General features: G+C 65.3%; 15 protein-coding genes. 10 read left to right on the top strand and 5 right to left on the bottom strand.

Features of this window, described 5'->3' with window-relative positions; genetic code table 11:
- Positions 1-60 precede the first annotated feature (60 nt).
- Both DSX2_RS11810 and DSX2_RS11805 read right to left on the bottom strand, forming a co-directional pair.
- Positions 61-1,629, bottom strand: coding sequence for a sigma 54-interacting transcriptional regulator (locus tag DSX2_RS11810; RefSeq protein WP_020881331.1), 1,569 nt, complete (start codon positions 1,627-1,629; stop codon positions 61-63).
- A 392-nt stretch (positions 1,630-2,021) separates the two neighbouring features.
- Entirely contained in the window at positions 2,022-4,439 is a 2,418-nt protein-coding gene (locus DSX2_RS11805; protein WP_020881330.1) for a Lon protease family protein, read from the bottom strand.
- Between the two features lie 285 nt (positions 4,440-4,724).
- Between DSX2_RS11805 and DSX2_RS11800 the strand changes: the two genes are divergently transcribed.
- The 5 genes from DSX2_RS11800 (at position 4,725) to DSX2_RS11780 (ending at position 7,271) form a co-directional block, all read left to right on the top strand.
- Positions 4,725-5,024, top strand: a complete 300-nt coding sequence (locus DSX2_RS11800; protein ID WP_020881329.1) for an AtpZ/AtpI family protein — start codon at positions 4,725-4,727, stop codon at positions 5,022-5,024.
- Positions 5,008-5,427, top strand: coding sequence for an ATP synthase subunit I (locus DSX2_RS11795; protein WP_020881328.1), 420 nt, complete (start codon positions 5,008-5,010; stop codon positions 5,425-5,427). Before DSX2_RS11800 ends, DSX2_RS11795 begins: the two co-directional genes overlap by 17 nt.
- 2 nt (positions 5,428-5,429) lie before the next feature.
- Entirely contained in the window at positions 5,430-6,122 is a 693-nt protein-coding gene (gene atpB / locus DSX2_RS11790; RefSeq protein ID WP_020881327.1) for a F0F1 ATP synthase subunit A, read from the top strand.
- Positions 6,123-6,176: 54 nt separating this feature from the next.
- Positions 6,177-6,515, top strand: coding sequence for an ATP synthase F0 subunit C (gene atpE, locus DSX2_RS11785; RefSeq protein ID WP_020881326.1), 339 nt, complete (start codon positions 6,177-6,179; stop codon positions 6,513-6,515).
- A 108-nt stretch (positions 6,516-6,623) separates the two neighbouring features.
- Positions 6,624-7,271, top strand: a complete 648-nt coding sequence (locus DSX2_RS11780; RefSeq protein ID WP_020881325.1) for a redox-sensing transcriptional repressor Rex — start codon at positions 6,624-6,626, stop codon at positions 7,269-7,271.
- Between the two features lie 331 nt (positions 7,272-7,602).
- Here DSX2_RS11780 and DSX2_RS11775 read toward each other — a convergent pair whose 3' ends face one another.
- The 3 genes from DSX2_RS11775 to DSX2_RS11765 all read right to left on the bottom strand — a co-directional run bounded on the left by DSX2_RS11775 (position 7,603) and on the right by DSX2_RS11765 (position 11,687).
- Positions 7,603-8,580 carry a glycosyltransferase family 2 protein gene (locus DSX2_RS11775; RefSeq protein ID WP_020881324.1) on the bottom strand — a complete coding sequence of 326 codons (978 nt, stop codon included), beginning with the start codon at positions 8,578-8,580 and terminating at the stop codon, positions 7,603-7,605.
- 135 nt (positions 8,581-8,715) lie between these two features.
- Positions 8,716-10,557 (bottom strand): hypothetical protein, encoded by a 1,842-nt coding sequence (locus DSX2_RS11770; RefSeq protein ID WP_020881323.1) that lies wholly within the window; start codon positions 10,555-10,557, stop codon positions 8,716-8,718.
- A 635-nt stretch (positions 10,558-11,192) separates the two neighbouring features.
- Entirely contained in the window at positions 11,193-11,687 is a 495-nt protein-coding gene (locus DSX2_RS11765; protein ID WP_035042147.1) for a Crp/Fnr family transcriptional regulator, read from the bottom strand.
- Positions 11,688-11,874: 187 nt separating this feature from the next.
- On the opposite strand from DSX2_RS11765, the gene DSX2_RS11760 reads away from it, so the two are divergent.
- The 5 genes from DSX2_RS11760 (at position 11,875) to DSX2_RS11740 (ending at position 15,877) form a co-directional block, all read left to right on the top strand.
- Positions 11,875-13,308: a sensor histidine kinase KdpD gene (locus tag DSX2_RS11760; protein WP_020881321.1), complete on the top strand. Its 1,434-nt coding sequence runs from the start codon at positions 11,875-11,877 to the stop codon at positions 13,306-13,308.
- A 322-nt stretch (positions 13,309-13,630) separates the two neighbouring features.
- Positions 13,631-13,819 (top strand): ferredoxin, encoded by a 189-nt coding sequence (locus tag DSX2_RS11755; protein WP_020881320.1) that lies wholly within the window; start codon positions 13,631-13,633, stop codon positions 13,817-13,819.
- A gap of 168 nt (positions 13,820-13,987) precedes the next feature.
- Complete coding sequence (locus DSX2_RS11750; protein ID WP_020881319.1) at positions 13,988-14,887, top strand: YkgJ family cysteine cluster protein; 900 nt, start codon at positions 13,988-13,990, stop codon at positions 14,885-14,887.
- Entirely contained in the window at positions 14,884-15,240 is a 357-nt protein-coding gene (locus tag DSX2_RS11745) for a hypothetical protein (RefSeq protein ID WP_020881318.1), read from the top strand. The genes DSX2_RS11750 and DSX2_RS11745 overlap by 4 nt, the downstream gene beginning before the upstream one ends.
- A gap of 4 nt (positions 15,241-15,244) precedes the next feature.
- Positions 15,245-15,877 carry a tetratricopeptide repeat protein gene (locus tag DSX2_RS11740; RefSeq protein WP_020881317.1) on the top strand — a complete coding sequence of 211 codons (633 nt, stop codon included), beginning with the start codon at positions 15,245-15,247 and terminating at the stop codon, positions 15,875-15,877.
- Positions 15,878-16,563: the final 686 nt, after the last annotated feature.

Raw genomic sequence — 16,563 nt, 5'->3', positions numbered from 1 at the left:
TGTAATTATCTTGAAAATTAAGGCGTTATGTCGATGGAAATAAAAATTTCCAATGGCACGCTATGATTCCATGCGGTGCTTGCGCAGCTTGTTGCGCAGGGCCGTGTGGGAGATGCCGAGGCTCTTGGCGGCTTGGCGGATGCTCTTCTTGTCCCCCAGGGCTGCCACGAGGATGCTGCGTTCGTAGCGGTCCAGGGCGGAGCGCAGGGATTCGCCCCGGCCGCCGGCCACGCGGGGCGCTGCCGGGCCCTCGCGGCCGAGCCCGTGCACGAGGAGGATGGAGTCCGCGTCGATGCGGTTGGACTCGCAGAGGATCGCGGAGCGCTCCACCACGTTTTTGAGCTCGCGCACGTTTCCCGGCCAGTGGTGCTTCAGGAGCTTCTCCCGGGCCGGGGGGGCGAAGGAGAGGAGCCCCTTGCCGAGCCGCGAGGAGAGCTGGAAGAGGAAGTGGTCGGCCAGGACCGGGATGTCCTCGGGCCGCTCGCGAAGCGGCGGGATGTGCAGCGGCAGGACGTTGATGCGGTAGTAGAGGTCCTCGCGGAAGAGGCGCCGCTCCACCAGGTCCTCGAGGTTGCGGTTGGTGGCCGTGACGATCCGGGCGCGCACGGGTATCTCCTGGTCGCCGCCCAGGCGGCGCAGCCGCAGGCTCTGGATCAGGCGCAGGATCTTGGCCTGCGCGGACAGGGGCATCTCGGCGATCTCGTCGAGGAAGACGGTGCCCTCTCCGGCCAGCTCGAACAGGCCCGGCCGCCCCTCCTTCCGGGCGCCGGAGAACGCCCCGCCCACGTAGCCGAAGAGCTCGCTCTCCAGCAGGGCCTCCGGGACCGCCGCGCAGTTGATGGCCACGAACTGGCCGCCCCTGCCGCTTCCCGTGTGGATGGCCTGGGCGAGCAGGTCCTTGCCCGTGCCGGATTCGCCGCGGATGGTGACGATGGCGTCCGTGGCGGCGATCTTCTCGGCCACGGCCGTCACCTGGCGCAGGCCCGCGCTCGTGCCGATGATGTCGCTGAAGCTTATCTGGTCCGGCTCGCACATGGTCTTGGCCAGGCTCTGGATCTCCTGCGCGTCCTTGATGACCGCGACGGCGCCCGTGACGTCGCCCGAGGCGTCCACGATGGGCCGCCCGGTGACGAAGTAGTGCATCCGCTTCCTGCCGTGGAGCATGCTGCACTTGGCGTTGCTGAAGGGCTCGCCGTCCAGGCAGCCCAGGATCGAGCAGTCCGGCAGGCGCAGGTCGCGCACATGGCGGCCCAGGACCTCCTCCCGCCTGCACTTGAAGCTGCTCTCGGCCACGCTGTTGATCATGGTCACGCAGCCCTTGGCGTCCACGGCGACGACGGACTCGTCGACGTTGTCCAGGACGGTGCGCAGGAGGCTGGACTGCTTCTCGTGCGGCATGGCGTTCACGAAGCTGATCTCGATCAGGTCCGGGAACACGGCCAGCATCGTCAGGATGTCCTCGCGCGGGCAGGGCCTGTCGCCGTGGTCGAGCTCCACGAAGACGTGGGCGTGCCCGGCCTCCTGGACCACTTCCATGGTCATGATGTTCAGGCCGTGGCGGGCGATCTGCGACGAGATGTCGGCCACGATGCCGACACGGTCCTTGAAGTTCAAATGCAGCTTGCTCACGGATGCCCCTTCGGCTTTCCCCCGGAAGACGGCCGACACCGCCGGAAAGGCGAGGCCTGATGCCTCGGCCTTCCATATAAGATATTCGGCGCGGCTGCCACCATGCCCGGGCGCCAGGAAAGACGCGGGGAGGAAGGAGGGAACCCCCTCCGTCCTCCTTCCCCGAAACCTTTCGGCCCCGTTTCGCGGGGGCGTGTCGAACGTCGGAGGCCTGTCGGACGCTTCCGTCTTCAAGACCTGTCACGCCCGGGCAGGCCGTGCCCGGGCGACGGTCGTATCGTTTGCAAAGCGGGTCCAGGCTCGGCCTGGCGCGGGAGAGTCCAGAGAGGGGCGCGCAGCCCCTCTCCTGCAGGCGGATGCAGGGAGGGCGGCGCCCTCCCTGATTTCCTGTCCTACCGCGAGCGGCCGCGACGCTTGTAGCTCTGGGCCTTGTCGGCGAGATCCTGGAGGCGCTGGTCCACGCGGCGCAGCATGGTGCCGTGGGGGTAGCCGCGCTTGCCGCGCTTGCCCGCGGGGATGGAGGTGAGCAGTTCGAGAGCCTGTTCGATGCTCTCGACGGGCCAGATGGCGAACTGTCCCGCGGCCACGGCGTCGGTGACCTCGGACTTGAGCATGAGGGTGTCGACGTTGTCGGCCGGGATGATGACGCCCTGGGTGCCGGTGAGGCCGCGGCGGCGGCAGACCTCGAAGAAGCCCTCGATCTTCCGGGTGACGTCGCCCACGGCCATGATGTGGCCGGACTGGTTGACGGCGCCGGTGAAGGCCTTGGAGAGGTCGAGCGGCACCTCGGCGAGGGCGGAGAGCAGGGCGGCGAGCTCGGCGCCGGAGGCGGAGTCGCCCTCCACGTGGGCGTAGGACTGCTCGAAGTACAGGGAGCCCGCCATGACCAGGGGCCGTTCGTGGGCGAAGCGGTCCAGGAGGTAGGACTTGAGGATCATCATGGCCTTGGTGTGGATGGGGCCGCCGAGCTCGGCCTCGCGCTCGAGGTCGATGATGCCGCCCTCGCCCACGCCCACGGTGCAGGCTATCTGGTGGGGCAGGCCGAAGGCGTAGTCTCCGTAGTAGGAGACGGCCAGGCCGTTGACGCGCCCCACGGCGCAGCCGGTGGTGGGGGCCTTGATGACGCCCTTGTCGTAGTCCTCGAGGAATTCCTCCTCGTAGAGGTTGGCGCGGAAGTCGCGGGCGGCCTGGGCGCGGCGGATGGTCTCGCCGGACACGGCCTCCTCGCCGGACATGGAGGCCATGGCCGCGGCCTCGACCATCAGGTCGCGCACCAGGGGGTACTGCAGGGAGAGTTTCTTCTGGTGCGAGGCGAGGCGGGAGCTGAAGTCCACGAGGCCGCCGAGGGCCTCGCGGGTGAAGGGCAGGAGGCCCGCCTCGCGCACGATCTCGCCGACCTCGCGCAGGAAGCCGCGGATGTTTGCCGCGGTGCGGGCCACGGTGTCCTGCAGGTGGGCCTTTATCTTGAAGAGCTTGCGGAAGCGCGGGTCGCCGAGGAGCAGGGTCTCGTAGAGCTCGTCCGTGCCGATGAGGATGACCTTGACCGAGAGGGGCACGGGCTCGGGCTCCACGGTGCGGGTGCGGGGCTGGTCGTGCTCGGAGGGGTCCTCGACGCGGGCCTGGGCGGTGCGCAGGGCGCGCAGGATGCCTTCCCAGGCCGAGGGATGGACGAGCAGGTCCTCGGCCTGGACCACGAGGTAGCCGTGGTTGGCGCGGTGCAGGCTCCCGGCCTTGATCAGGGTGAAGTCGGTGGACAGGGCGCCGAGCTCGGCCTCGCGCTCGATGAGGCCGAGGAGGTTGAAGAAGGTGGGGTGGTCCTCGACCACGACGGGCGCGCCGCCCTTCGCGGCGAAGGCGGAGTTGTCCACGAAGAGGTTGACCTGCATGCAGTCCCAGAAGTCCGGGGTGGAGAGGCGCTCGCGCTCGCTGCGGGTGTCGCGCTCCTCTTCCTCGGCGGGCATGATCTGGTCGAGGTTGTCGAGGATGTGGGCGCGGGCGGCGTCGAGCCAGGAGGCCAGGGGCGCGTGCACGCCGAAGGTGCGGGAGAGCGGCCCCAGGTGCTCGTCCAGGGAGGACTGGACCAGGGCCTTCTCGAGGTTGGCCTCGTCCTCGCGCAGGTTCTTTTCCTCGGCCTGGATGCGGCGCAGCATCTTCATCAGCTCGGAGAGGAGCTGGTCGCGCGCGGCGCGCAGGCTCTTCTGGACCTGGGGGGAGAGGCGGTCGAACTCGGGCTGGTTGACGAGCTTGCCTTCCCACAGGGGCACGAGGGTCATGCCGCCGTTGTCGTCGAAGGCCAGGGCGAAGCCCTGCTGCTCGGCCATCTGCTCCATCTCGCGGTAGATGGCGTCGCGCCGGGAGGCGAAGCCCGCGACCAGGGCCTCGCGCTGCTTGTGGAAGGCGTCCTGCTCGAGGCGGGCGGGGATGTCGCCCTGCAGGCCGCTGACGGCCTTGGCCATGGCGGCCTTGAAGCGGCGGCCGGTTCCGGCGGGCAGGGAGACCGCCAGGGGGCGGTCCGGGTCCTCGAAGTTGTTCAGGTAGAGCTGGTCCGGCGGGGCGGGGAGGCGGGCCGCGCGGGGCGCGAGGAGGCGCCGCACGAAATAGGTCCTGCCGAGTTCCGGCTCTCCGGACAGAAAGATGTGGTGCTCGCCGCCGGGGATGGCCAGGCCGAGCTCGAAGGCCTGCAGTGCGCGGGGCTGCTGCCCCTGGGCCTTGCCCGAGTGGGGTATGGCCGTGGAGTCGGCGAACGGGACCTTGTCCGGTTCGAGCCGGGCGGAGAGCTTGGAGACGGGCAGGGACTTGGGTGCGGCCATTGATACCTCGCTTGGGGATAGTGAGCTGCTTAAAGTAAATTCTTCCCCCCGGAATGTCACGGGGGAGCGGTCCGGGAGCTTCGCGCGGGCGCGGGAGAAATTGCGCGAGCCAAGGGCAGCGCGGCCTCGCTGTATATTTTTCGGCCCCCGGCGATTGACTTGACAGGAGGTGCATGGTAGGTGCCGTTCCTACTTGTGAATTCAAGAACGAGTCCGGAGAGGTCCTCTGCACGAGGCCCCGGCGGGGGGCCCGGCGAGAACGCGGACCCAACGACAGGCGCAGAAGTGACCAGCAAGAAATCCGGAGCGTGGGGTTATTTTGCCAACGCAGCGACCATGGGCATTCACATGGTCACCTGCACCTTCGTCGGGTTGGCGATAGGGTACTTTCTCGAAAAGTGGCTGTGTGACCACGGCCTGTGCTGGAAGCCCTGGGTGATGCTGTTCTGGCTCATCGCTGGAATCGTCGCGGGCTTCAAGAACATGTTCGAGGACGTACGCAAGATGCAGCAGGCTGCGGCGGCAGAGGAAGCGGAAGAGGACGCCCGGAAGGCGGAAGGAAAGGATGATGATCCAGAGCATTAGGCACCATGTCGAGTCCGCGCTCTACAAGCGCGGTTTCCGGCAGGCCGACGTGCGCCGTCTGGTCGCCATGCAGATCCTTCTCGCCGCGGTCCTCTCGCTGCTCTTCGCCGTTACCGGAATGTGGGGCCTGGCCTTCGCGGCCGGAGCCCTGATCGTGACGGTGAATTTCTACTGTCTGGCCGGTTTCGCCCAGGTCGCCGTCAAGGTGCGCCAGGGTGCGGTGGGGGCGCAGATCATGCGCTTCTACCTGAGGCTCGGCCTGACGGGAGTGGCTTTGTACGGATTGATCGTCTGGCTGCGCGTGCCGCTCAGCGGGTTGCTGGCCGGATTGACAACGGTGGTGGCAACCGCGCTCGTGTGGGGCGCGACCCGGGTTGCCGGGCAAAAAGTGAAGGAGGCTTAGGCATGGCCGCTGCAGGAGGTCTTCCCCATTCGCTGCTGATCATACCCACGCTGGCGGAAAGCGTGGGACTGCATGTGCCCGAGCACGTGCTCTTCACCTGGTTCGTCATGCTGGTGCTCATCTGCATGAGCCTTCTGGTCGCGCGCTCCGTGTCCATGGTTCCTGCCGGTCTGCAGAACTTCTTCGAGGTCATCATCGGCGGCCTCGAGGACTTCGTGGTGGCCAACGTGGGCGAGGCGGGCCGCAGGGTCTTCCCGATCCTGGCGACCATCTTCCTCTTCATCTGGTTCATGAACCTCACAGGCCTGGTGCCGGGCTTCGACGCGCCCACCGCCAACGTCAACACGAACGCGGCCATGGCCATCTTCGTGTTCCTCTACTACAACTACTGGGGCGTGCGGCAGCACGGCTTCGGCTACATCAAGCACTTCATGGGCCCCATCCCGGCCCTGGCGCCGCTGATGCTGGTGCTCGAGATCGTCTCGCACCTCGCCCGCCCGCTCTCTCTCACGCTGCGACTCTTCGGCAACATCCGCGGCGAGGAAATCGTGCTCGTGCTGCTCTTCACCCTGGCGCCGGTGGTCTCCACCATCCCGATGTACTTCCTCTTCGGGCTGGCCAAGACCATCCAGGCCTTCATCTTCTTCATCCTGACGATGATCTACCTGAAGGGCTCCCTGGAGCACGCCCACTAGTCTTGGGGGAAATGGTCTCAGACCACTAACATTATACGCTTAAGGAGTTTCATCATGCGCAAGATGCTGACGATTCTGTTCGCCGCCATGGCCATGGTCGCCTTCGCCTCCGTCGCGTTCGCCGCCGACGGCGCCGCCGCCGCCATCACCGCCACCTCCTGGGGCGCCGCCCTCGGCATGGCCATTGCGGCCGCCGGCTGCGGCATCGGCCAGGGCCTTGGCCTGAAGGCCGCCTGCGAAGGCACCGCCCGCAACCCCGAGGCCGGCGGCAAGCTGACCGTTACCCTGATCCTGGGCCTGGCCTTCATCGAGTCCCTGGCCATTTACGCCCTGGTCGTGAACCTGATCCTCATCTTCGCCAACCCCTGGGTCGGCGGCGTCACCCTGCAGTAGTCACGACTGCGAAGAGGGGAGGCCCCATGGGGCCTCCCCGTTTTCGCGTTTGAAAAAGTTACAGATTTCACAAAGATCACGATAACGTGAGCCCCCCGTGAGCACACCGTGAGTACGTTGAAGAGCGAACACATCCCCAGGGCGACCATCCAGCGGCTCGCCATCTATGTGCAGGTCCTCGAGAGCCTGCACAGCGACAGCGTGGAAGTCATCTCCTCCGAGCACCTGGCCCGCATCTGCGACGTGAACCCTTCCCAGATCCGCAAGGACCTCGCCTACTTCGGCGAGTTCGGCGTGCGCGGCGTCGGCTACTACGTCCAGGACCTGAACACCTCCATCAAGAAGGCGCTCGGCGTCGATCGCACCTGGAACTGCGCCCTGGTCGGCGTGGGCAACCTGGGCCGCGCCATCCTGCGCCACAAGGTCTTCAAGCAGCGGGGCTTCCACATCGCGGGCGCCTTCGACTGCGACCCCTTCAAGATCGGCGAGGTCGTCTCCGGGCTCGAGGTCATCTGCTCCCGCCGCCTGCCCGAAAAGGTCAAGGAGCTGAACATCGAGATCGGCATCATCACCACCCCGCCGGAACGCGCCCAGCGCGCGGCCAACTACCTGGTGGACGCCAACATCAAGGGCATCATCACCTTCGCGCCCACGCGCATCAACGTGCCCGAGAACACCACGGTCGAATACGTGGACTTCTTCCACCACTTCTTCAACGTGGCCTTCAACATCACCCTCAAGGACACCGAAGAATAGCCGTCCCTGATCGCTGACGTTGCAAAGGCCGGGCCCAGTGTCCGGTCTTTTTTTTGTCTGCGCGGCCTTCCTGTCGAAGCATGTGCGCGATCCTCTGGCGCGGCTCCGGCCTGATGAGCCCGAGGGGGGCGGAAATGGCTTCTACCCGGGATGGCGACTCGTGCGGATACCGCCGCAGGTCAGCGCAGGTGGAGACTGCCGGGGGGCGGCGCGTCGTTGCAATGCAATGCGGGATGCATCGTGCCCTCTGCGTGCCGACGCGGCCGGGCAGCCTCGCCGGGCATGGAGCGCGGCCGGCGGATGCCGGGACGTTCCGGCTGCCGCACCTGGTCTATCGATTGTCGGGTGCGCCTTCTTTCTCGTCGACGTTGATAGCCCGCTGGATGATGTAGAGAGGGCGGCGCTTCACCTCTTCGTATATCTTGCCCACATAATCGCCGATGAGGCCGAGCCCGATGAGCACGAGCCCGTCGGCCAGGGCGTTGAATCCCATGAGCGATGTCCACCCGGGGACCGTATGGCCGAAGATATGGCTCGACAATGCATAGGCGCCGGCTCCGAGCCCGAGGAGGAAGAAGATCGCGCCGACAGCGGTCATGAGCTTGAGCGGGATGGTGGAGAAAGAGGTGATGGCGTTCCACGCGAAACGAAGCATCTTGCGCAGGGAATACTTCGTCTCGCCGAACCTGCGACCGGCCCGCTCATACGGGACTCCCACCTGCGGGAATCCGGACCACGCGACCATGCCGCGCAGAAACCGGTGCGTCTCCGGCATGGCATTTATGGAATCCACGCACCGGCGCGAAATCAGGCGAAAATCTCCTGCGTCCACAGGCAGTTCCTTGTGCACGCCGAATCTCATTATCCTGTAGAACAGCCAGGCCGTGGCCAGCTTGAAGCGTGTTTCCCCGTGGCGGGTCACACGTTGTCCGTAGGCGACGTCGTAGCCTTCCTCGTAGCGTGCGATCATGTCGTGAACGACATCGAGAGGGTCCTGCAGGTCGGCATCCAGCACCGCCACCGCCTCTCCTCGAGCATACTGCAGACCAGCGCTCACCGCAGCCTGATGGCCGAAGTTGCGGCTGAAGGAGATGACCTTGACGCGGCTGTCGTCTGCCGCCCATTGGGCCAGGAAAGGCAGCGAGCCGTCCCTTGAGCCGTCATCGACGAGAAGGACTTCCGCCGTCACGTCTCCCAGGGAGGGGAGCCAGCGTTCCAGCTCCTTGCGAAGGTATCCGAGGGATTCAACCTCGTTGAAGACAGGAATGACGAGGCTGATCGAACGGAGGGTACGCTGCTTTGCTGGCATGTCGGTTTCCTTGGAGGCCGTTTGGCAGGTTGGCTGAATGGGCATTCTCGCGTCTGGGAAAAGGCACGGCCTGCACCCGTTCGCCGGGTGGCGGAGGGCAGGCCGCCGTCTTTTCCGCCATGCCTGCAGTCTGGATTATTCCCGCCGATAGGCACACTGGAATCTCGTGCCGTCCGTACTGACGTAAAGGGCGCGAAGACCGCCCGCAGCCGGATTGTGCACAGGAAGCGCGTATTCCGTGGCTGCCGAGGGTAGCGGCTGCACGCGCCACTCGTGCAGCTCGAACGTGCGTGTAAAGCCGGCGAGTCTCTCGAGCCAACCAAGGCGCACTTGCTCCTGGGAAAGGACCCGTCCGTCGAGCCATCGCTGCAAAGCGACCGGGATGAGGCGTTCGCCTCCCGGCTCGGGGATCTCGAGGACGGTCACGACAGTATCAGGCGCAATGTCCTTGCCCGACAGCAGGAGCCAGTCGAAATCATACGACCTGTTCGGTCCTCCCCGTACCCCGAAGGCGATGTCCGTCCGGGAAAAGGGTGGAACCTGCAGGCCCGTGGGATGGATGGCCTTCGAGGCCTCCGCATCTTCCAGCGCCACGCTCGGGGACAAAGGGGTGGACTGCACGCCGGTCAGGCCGAACATCCGGCGAATGTGGCGCGAAGGCCATGCCTCTGGATTGCCGGGGATGGCCTCCCCTGTGGAAGCCGGAAAGGGGTGGATATCCAGCCGAGCCACCTCGACGGAATGTCCGGCGCTTTCGCGCAAAACCGAGAAGCGTCGCTCCTGCGTCGCACCATAGGCAGCCGTTTCGCCGCTGAGCACCGAAGTCACGGCCCTTTGGACATTATCCGTTGCGGCGAGGATGGCCAGCAGGGCCAGGGACGGGAGCCAGACAGGGATACGCCCGACCCGGCGGCGCAGGGGATCTCCGCACGCCAAGGCGACGAACCCCAGGATGTAGCCCGTCAGAAGCCCGATGCTCGCAGGCAGTTTCGGAGTATCTCCCACGGTCACGTCGCTCAATGCGTGCACCAGGACGATTCCGGCCGAAAGTATGAAAAAGAGGATGCCCCCCAGGAGGAAAACCCGCAGTGCGGAGATCCTGGCTGCAAGCGAGACTTTCCAGCGGGGCCTGATCATGCCGGAGACGAACAGCGCGGTCAGAGGGAAGACCGAGGTGAAACCCCAGAACGAGTAGACGAACCAGTCCTTGCCTGCGGTCAGCAGGTGCTCCAGCATCAGCTCCCAGGTGACATTGCGCTTGGTCTGGCGCCGGAAGTTGCCTCGAGCCAGAAAGGAGACAAGGAAGAACCCGGCGATGAACTTGAAGATCAGCCGGAACGTGGAGCGGTGCCTGTGGTCGTAGACATGGGCCAGCAGGACAGCGGTCGCAGCGGCGAGGAGGGTCGCGATGGCCGAATGCTCATAGCATCCGATGGCCGCGGCCCCGCTGACGATGGCGAAGAGTGTGGCGCCCCGCGTGACGGTCTCGGCGAACCACACGCGGCATAGGGCCCAGATGAAGAGCAGGACCAGCCCGTTGCCGAGTCCAAGGGTCAGCGCGTCGGTGATCAGGTAGTATGTCGGGCTCAAGGTGCGGTGGCCGGCGAAGACGGTCAGCAGGCAGACCAGGGCGAAGAAGACGGCATTGCCCACGTGGCGCCCCTCGCACAATTCACGGAAGATGCCCAGCAATGCCGTGAAATATACAAGCGCCACCCCCGTGCAGACCAGCGCGTAGCCGGAGCGCGTCGTGGCGGCGTCTCCCACGAATATCGAGAGGAAGTGGTAGGTGTACCTCCCGCTCCATGTCCACCATTCCCACCCCATTCGCTGGATGCTCGTGTACAGGTCGAAGGGATACCGCGCCAGGTTGGCGCACATGAAGTCGTCGCCAGCGGGGAAGGTGAACCACATGGAGTAAAAGAAGGGCAGCAGCAGGATCGCCGCCAGGAAGGAATATTTCCAGTTTATGCGCATTGTTAAGCAATTCTCCCGAGGATAGTGCCGTCAGCGGGCGCCGGTGTCCGAAAACCATGGCCCTGCCGTGCGGCAGGAGGCTTCCATGGGCGATCGATCAGGTCGGCAGCCGTGTATAAATCAGCCGATGTCACACTGTCCAGGCTGGATGGAGCATGGCTCGGCGAACTGTGGAGCGGCAAGCACTCTTCCGGGACGGCCTTGACCTTCGAGAACGAAGAGAACACGCCATGGAACATGATCCAGAAGCTGCGTTGGATCATTCATCTGGACGGTGCAAAAATGGAAAATGAGCCTGCAGCAACAGCTGCATCAGTATGCTTGTTTCATGGAAGAGTGAATATTTGTCCTCTACGCTCAGGTCGTGCATGAAAAAAGCATCCGTTTCACAACGGATACATATGCACACGTGCTCTTCATTCTTTCTTTGCTCGACAAGGAAAAGGTCTGAAAATAAAAGCGGCTGGATGATAAATCATCCAATTCCAGCGGTCCGCCATGCGCGAAACCCCGCGCAGACATGAAGGGCAACCGGCTGCGCCCGCCCGACGTCTGCCTGGGCGAGCGGTACCGGGGCGCACGCTCTCGGGAAGCGCGCGTGCGGCAGGGCTCCGTGCAGGAAGAGGGCTGTCGGCCTAGGCCTTGCGGTACTTTTCGAGGTCCTTGCGGCAGCGGGCGAGTTCGGCGTCGGTCTCGCGCAGGCGTTCGGCCAGGATCTCGGAGAAGAGGCGGTAGAGCACGGCGTTGAAGGGGTGCTTGTCCTGCTCGTCGAGCTTGTCGAGGAAGGAGGCGTCTATGGCCAGGCAGGTGGTGTTGGTGACGGCGTGGATGGAGGCCGAGCGGGGCTGGCCGTCGATGACGTTCATCTCCCCGAAGATGTCTCCCACGTGGGAGAGCCGGGTGAGCTCCTCGCCGCCCTTGTGCACGCGCACCTCGCCGGAGATGACGATGTAGAGCCAGCGGTCGTTCTGACCCTCCTCGATGATCTGCTCGCCCGGCTCGTACATGCGCAGCTTGCTGAGCGAGAGGATCTGCCTGAGGTACTTGTTCTCGAAGTTGTTCAGGACGGGCAGCTTCCTGAACTTGCCGACAAGTTCGTCGCGGCTGAGCAGGTACGCCGTTTCTTTCATAAGACTCCCAATCCCCCCCGGAATGTGCTCGACCATGTACACGAGGCGGGGCGCCTTTGGCAACGCCGCCAAACGGCGCATGAAGCCTCCGGGCGCTGCCGAAGGTTTCGCGCGGGGCTTGCAAAGCAGTGGCGAAGACATTTAGAGAATGGTCAGGAGAAGCAACGGACAGGACGCGAAGGACGATATGGACGAAGGCAACACGGTAGGCGTGGACATCCTCTTTCCCGATCTGGCCGGCACGAAAGACGTGGCGCCCGACCAGGAGGCCGGGCGCGTGGAACATCTCTCGCGCCGCATCGCCGAAAAGCTCAGTGCCTACCAGCACTACCAGTTCACCAAGCGCGAGAGCCGCGCCCTGAACGTCTTCTTCGACCTGGCCCAGGAGTTCACGGACAAGCAGGACCTGTGGACCCTGACCGTGCTCATCCCCAAGGTGATCTTCGGCAAGAGCGCCCGCCTGTATCTGCTGAACGCGCACAAGCGCCTGGAGTGGCGCTGCTGCTCCGAGGGCGGCTGCGCGCCCAAGTCCCCCGCGGACGTGCCCGAGCCGGTGCTCGTGGAGGTGCCGACGCTCACCGACGGCCGCTACTTCATCCCCATCAAGGGCAACCACGAGTTGCTCTCGCAGCTCCCCTTCGAGCCGGACAAGGACCTCATCGGGCTGCTCGAGGTCTTTCCGGCAGGCGATTTCGGCGACCACGAGCGGCTGTTCTTCGAGAAGTACGCCAACCGCATCGGCTACCGCATCCACAACCGCCTCATCGCCGGAAAGAACCAGGAGCACCTGGAGTTCATCCGCAACCTGGTGCAGGACATCGGCCACAACGTCATCGTGCCGAACATGTACTTCAAGCTCTTCTACCGCCGTCTGGAGAGCAGGATCATGCGCCTTCGCGACATCACGGCGAAGTTCACGGAGTTCACGAGCGACTGCTCGCTGGAGGACCCGGAGAAGGAGAACGAGTGCCGCCGCATCCAGCGCGACATCGACTCGGCCTTCGACTCGCTGATGAGCCAGTACCGTGAGATCTACCGCCACTACGAGCAGACCTCCATGTTCCTGGAGACGCTGCTTCGGCGCAGCCACTTCGAGCAGGGGCGCTACGTGATCGAGCCGCGACCCTGCAACCTGCGCGTGCAGATCGTGGAGCCGCAGCTCGAGCGCTACCGCGCGAGGCTCGAGGAGCGCGGGGTGCGCATAGAGGCCGGGCCGGGCACTCGGGAGGTCCCGGACCCGCAGGTCCTGGCCGACGTGGGGCTCATAAGCCAGGTGGTGGCGAACCTCTTCTCCAACGCCGTGAAGTACGCGCGCGACGAGGACGGCCAGGGCCCAAGGCTGGTCTACGACTGGCGCGTGGTGCCGAGCTTCGACGGCCACCAGGAGGAGGCGGTGCTCGTCACGGTCCTCACCAGCGGAGCGCCCATCCCGGAGGATGACGTGCCCAAGCTCTACAGCGAGGGCTTCCGCAGCCGGAACGCGAGCTCGGAATACGGCACGGGCCACGGCCTGTCCTTCATCAAGGAGGTCGTGCGGCTGCACCGCGGTGCCGTGGGCTACGAGCGCGACGACGGCGGCAACGTCTTCTTCTTCTACCTCCCCACCCAGGCCGAAGACTGAGCGGTCCGCCCCCCTCTCCGGCACGTCGGCCGCATGCGCTCCGTATCCGGTCAAGTCCGACCGATCCGGACGGTGCTTCGAGGTCCTGAAAGGCCCGTTCCACAAGGCTTCGCAAGCCATCCCGGGGGCTGTGAAAAAAGGTGGTTCGAGGCCGGTCACGCGCTTGACAGGCCAGGACTCGGAAGATATTGCAGAACGACTCGTTCGCACCCCTCGTCTGGCGAGGCGTAACGGACGGCAGGCAATGCTCCAGGGGCGGTTCCATCCTGGTTCCGCATACGGGGAGACAGACCCGAATTAAATCTTTTTTTGGAGGAATCTCATGGGCTACAAGATCACCATCGACGTTGAGAAATGCATCGGCGACGGCGAGTGCGTGGACGTCTGCCCCGTCGAAGTCTACGAAATGCAGGACGGCAAGGCCGTGGCCGTGAACGAGGAAGAGTGCCTTGGCTGCGAGTCCTGCGTCGAAGTCTGCGAGCAGGACGCCATCACGGTCGAAGAAGAGTAAAGCGCTCTTCCCGGAGCATCCGGGATCACGGGAGCGGCCGCAAGCCGCTCCCTTTTTTTACCGTACGTCGCACCGGCGGCAGGGCGCACAACGCCGGTCATGCGCCCCCGGTTCCGCTCTCCGTCCAGCGTGACGCATCCGCCGTGCGGCCGGTTCATGGAGGCCAGCATGGGTATCGACCTTTCCCCGTATTTCGCCGAGTACGAAGCCCTCGTGGCCGAGGTGGACAAGCTCTTCGCCACCGTGCGCGGGCAGTGCGGCGACCTCGTGACCTGCAAGCAGGGCTGCGACGACTGCTGCCACGCCCTTTTCGACCTCTCGCTCATCGAGGGCGCCTATCTCAACGACCGCTTCAACAAGGCCTTCTCCGGCCGCGAGCGCGACGCCGTGCTCATGCGCGCCGACGCGGCCGAGCGGCTGCAGCACAAGATCGTGCGCCAGGCCTTCCGGGCCAAGGAGAGCGGCGAGGACACCATGGTGGTCCTGCGCCAGCTCGCGGCCGAGCGCGTGCGCTGCCCCCTGCTGACCGAGGAGAGCGCCTGCGCCGGGTACGACTACCGGCCCATCACCTGCCGCCTGTACGGCATCCCCACGGCCTTCGAGGGGCAGACCCGCACCTGCGGCCTGTCCGGCTTCGAGGCGGGCAAGCCCTATCCCACCGTGCAGCTCGAGAAGATCCAGGACCGCCTGGTGGAGCTCTCGCAGCGCGTGGCCGAGGACCTCGGCAGCTCGTTCTCCGGCCTGGCCACGCTCTTCGTGCCCGTGTCCGTGGCCCTCATGAACACGTACGACGAGGAATACCTGGGCCTCAAGAAGGACGGCGAGGGCGAGGAGATCGCGGGGCTCGCGCCCGACGAGCTGCCCGGCGCCGCGCCCGCCGACAAGCCCACCGGGCCCGCCGACGCCGCGACCTACGTGCCCGGCAAGCGCATCGACTTCCCCACCGAGGAGTGCGGGGAGTGCGGCGAGAGCGACTGCTCCGGCTGCGCCCAGGCCGCCTCCGGCGGCTGCAAGGGCAAGCCCTACGTCCTCGAGGTCAAGGGCCCGGGCGAAGGCGGCAAGTCATGACCGCCAACGTCTCGCCCGAGGAGCGCGAGGAGCTGAAGCGCGCCATCTACGAGAAGCTTTCGCCGAGGCGGCGCAAGTACATCGACCGCATCGGCTACGAGAAGTGGGATCCCTTCGAGGAGCCCAAGGACCCCATCGACATCCGCAAGGACAAGAACCGGATGACCACCCAGCAGCTCATCCGGGCCTTTCTCTACACCGTGCCGCGCGAGCGCTACAACGACACTTACGCGCGCGGCGCCTTCGAGGCGTGCCTGGGCATGATCAACGAGGACGAGCGTGTCCTCGGCATGTTCGACTTCGCCCGCTGGTACGTCACGAACATGGAAGGCCAGAACCAAAACGAGGAATAGAGCCATGCCGACCAACGCCCAGAACGTCGACCAATACATCGCGGAGCAGCAGGCCGCCCTGGTCAAGAATCCGGAGTGCGCCAACACCCACTACAACCTGGGCATGGGCTACCTGACCAAGCGCATGTTCCGCGAGGCCGAGGAGTCCTTCATCAAGGCCCTGGACTGCTCGCCCAAGCTGGTGGAGGCCTACGTGCAGCTCGGCGGCATCGCCATGCAGCGCGGCGACCTCGAGACCTGCCTGCGCTACAACCAGATGGCCGCGCGCGAGCGCCCCTTCTTCGCCGTGTCCCACGCCAACATCGGCTTCGTGCACATGCAGCGCGGCGAGGCGGACCAGGCCATCGCGGCCTTCAAGAAGGCCGTGGCCCAGGACCCCAAGTTCGTGCAGGCCATGGCCAACCTGGGCGGCATCTACTTCATGAAGGGCATGCTCGACGCGGCCGAGAACTGGTGCCACAAGGCCCTGGCCGTGGAGCCCAAGTTCGGCCCGGCCTACCAGAACCTCGCCCTCGTCGCCCTCGAGCGCGGCGACGCAAAGACCGCCCGCCTGAACGTGGCCAAGGCCCACGAGTGCGGCTCCGAAGTCCCCGCGAAGCTCATCTCCGACATCGAGGCCCTCGAGGCAGGCCGCTGAAAAGGCGCCGTCTGCCGCGTCGCCGCGAAAAAATCGCGCCCTCGCGTATGTCGCAATACGCGTCGGGCGCGATTTTTTCTTGCTCCTTGCATCCGACGCCTTTTGAGCGGCCTGCTGTGCGGTGGGGCGTTGCGTCTGCTGTCGATTTATCGTGGGGAAGGGAGGGAAGGACCCCTTTAAAAAGGGGTCCTTCCCTCCCTTCCCCACACCCCATCCCTCCCCCCTGGTCGCTGAAAAAGCACCGTCTGCGGCGTCGCTGCGAAGAATGCAAACCCTCGCGTATTGGAGCATACGCATCGGGCTTGCATTCTTCTTGCTCCTTGCATCCAGCACTTTTTGAGCGACCATGCGGGACGCCTTCGGATTCGCTTCACCCCCCGCCGCAAAACGATCGGTCCGGCCTGCACGCATCTCCTCTGCCCGCGGCGACCCGCACGTGCGCTCTTGAAGCCTCCCGGCAAAGAAGAGGGTGAAGGCGTCGTTGCCGGAATTTCCGCTTGTGGGGGAAGGGTTCGGGGAGACTGTCCCGGTAATCGGGCCCCATCGGCAACCGTGCCCGAGATTTTTTCGCGGTCCGAGCGCAGCGAGGTTCGCGGGAAAAGCTCGGGCACTTCCGTTCTCCGGACGAACACGCCCAGGCGACCCGTGCCTGGGCGTCAGCCGTGCCGCTTGCGAAGAGGGTCCAG

Source organism: Desulfovibrio sp. X2 (genome assembly GCF_000422205.1).
Classification (GTDB): domain Bacteria; phylum Desulfobacterota; class Desulfovibrionia; order Desulfovibrionales; family Desulfovibrionaceae; genus Alkalidesulfovibrio.
Note: the sequence above shows the minus strand (reverse complement) of the source record. Positions and strands in the feature narration are given on the sequence as shown.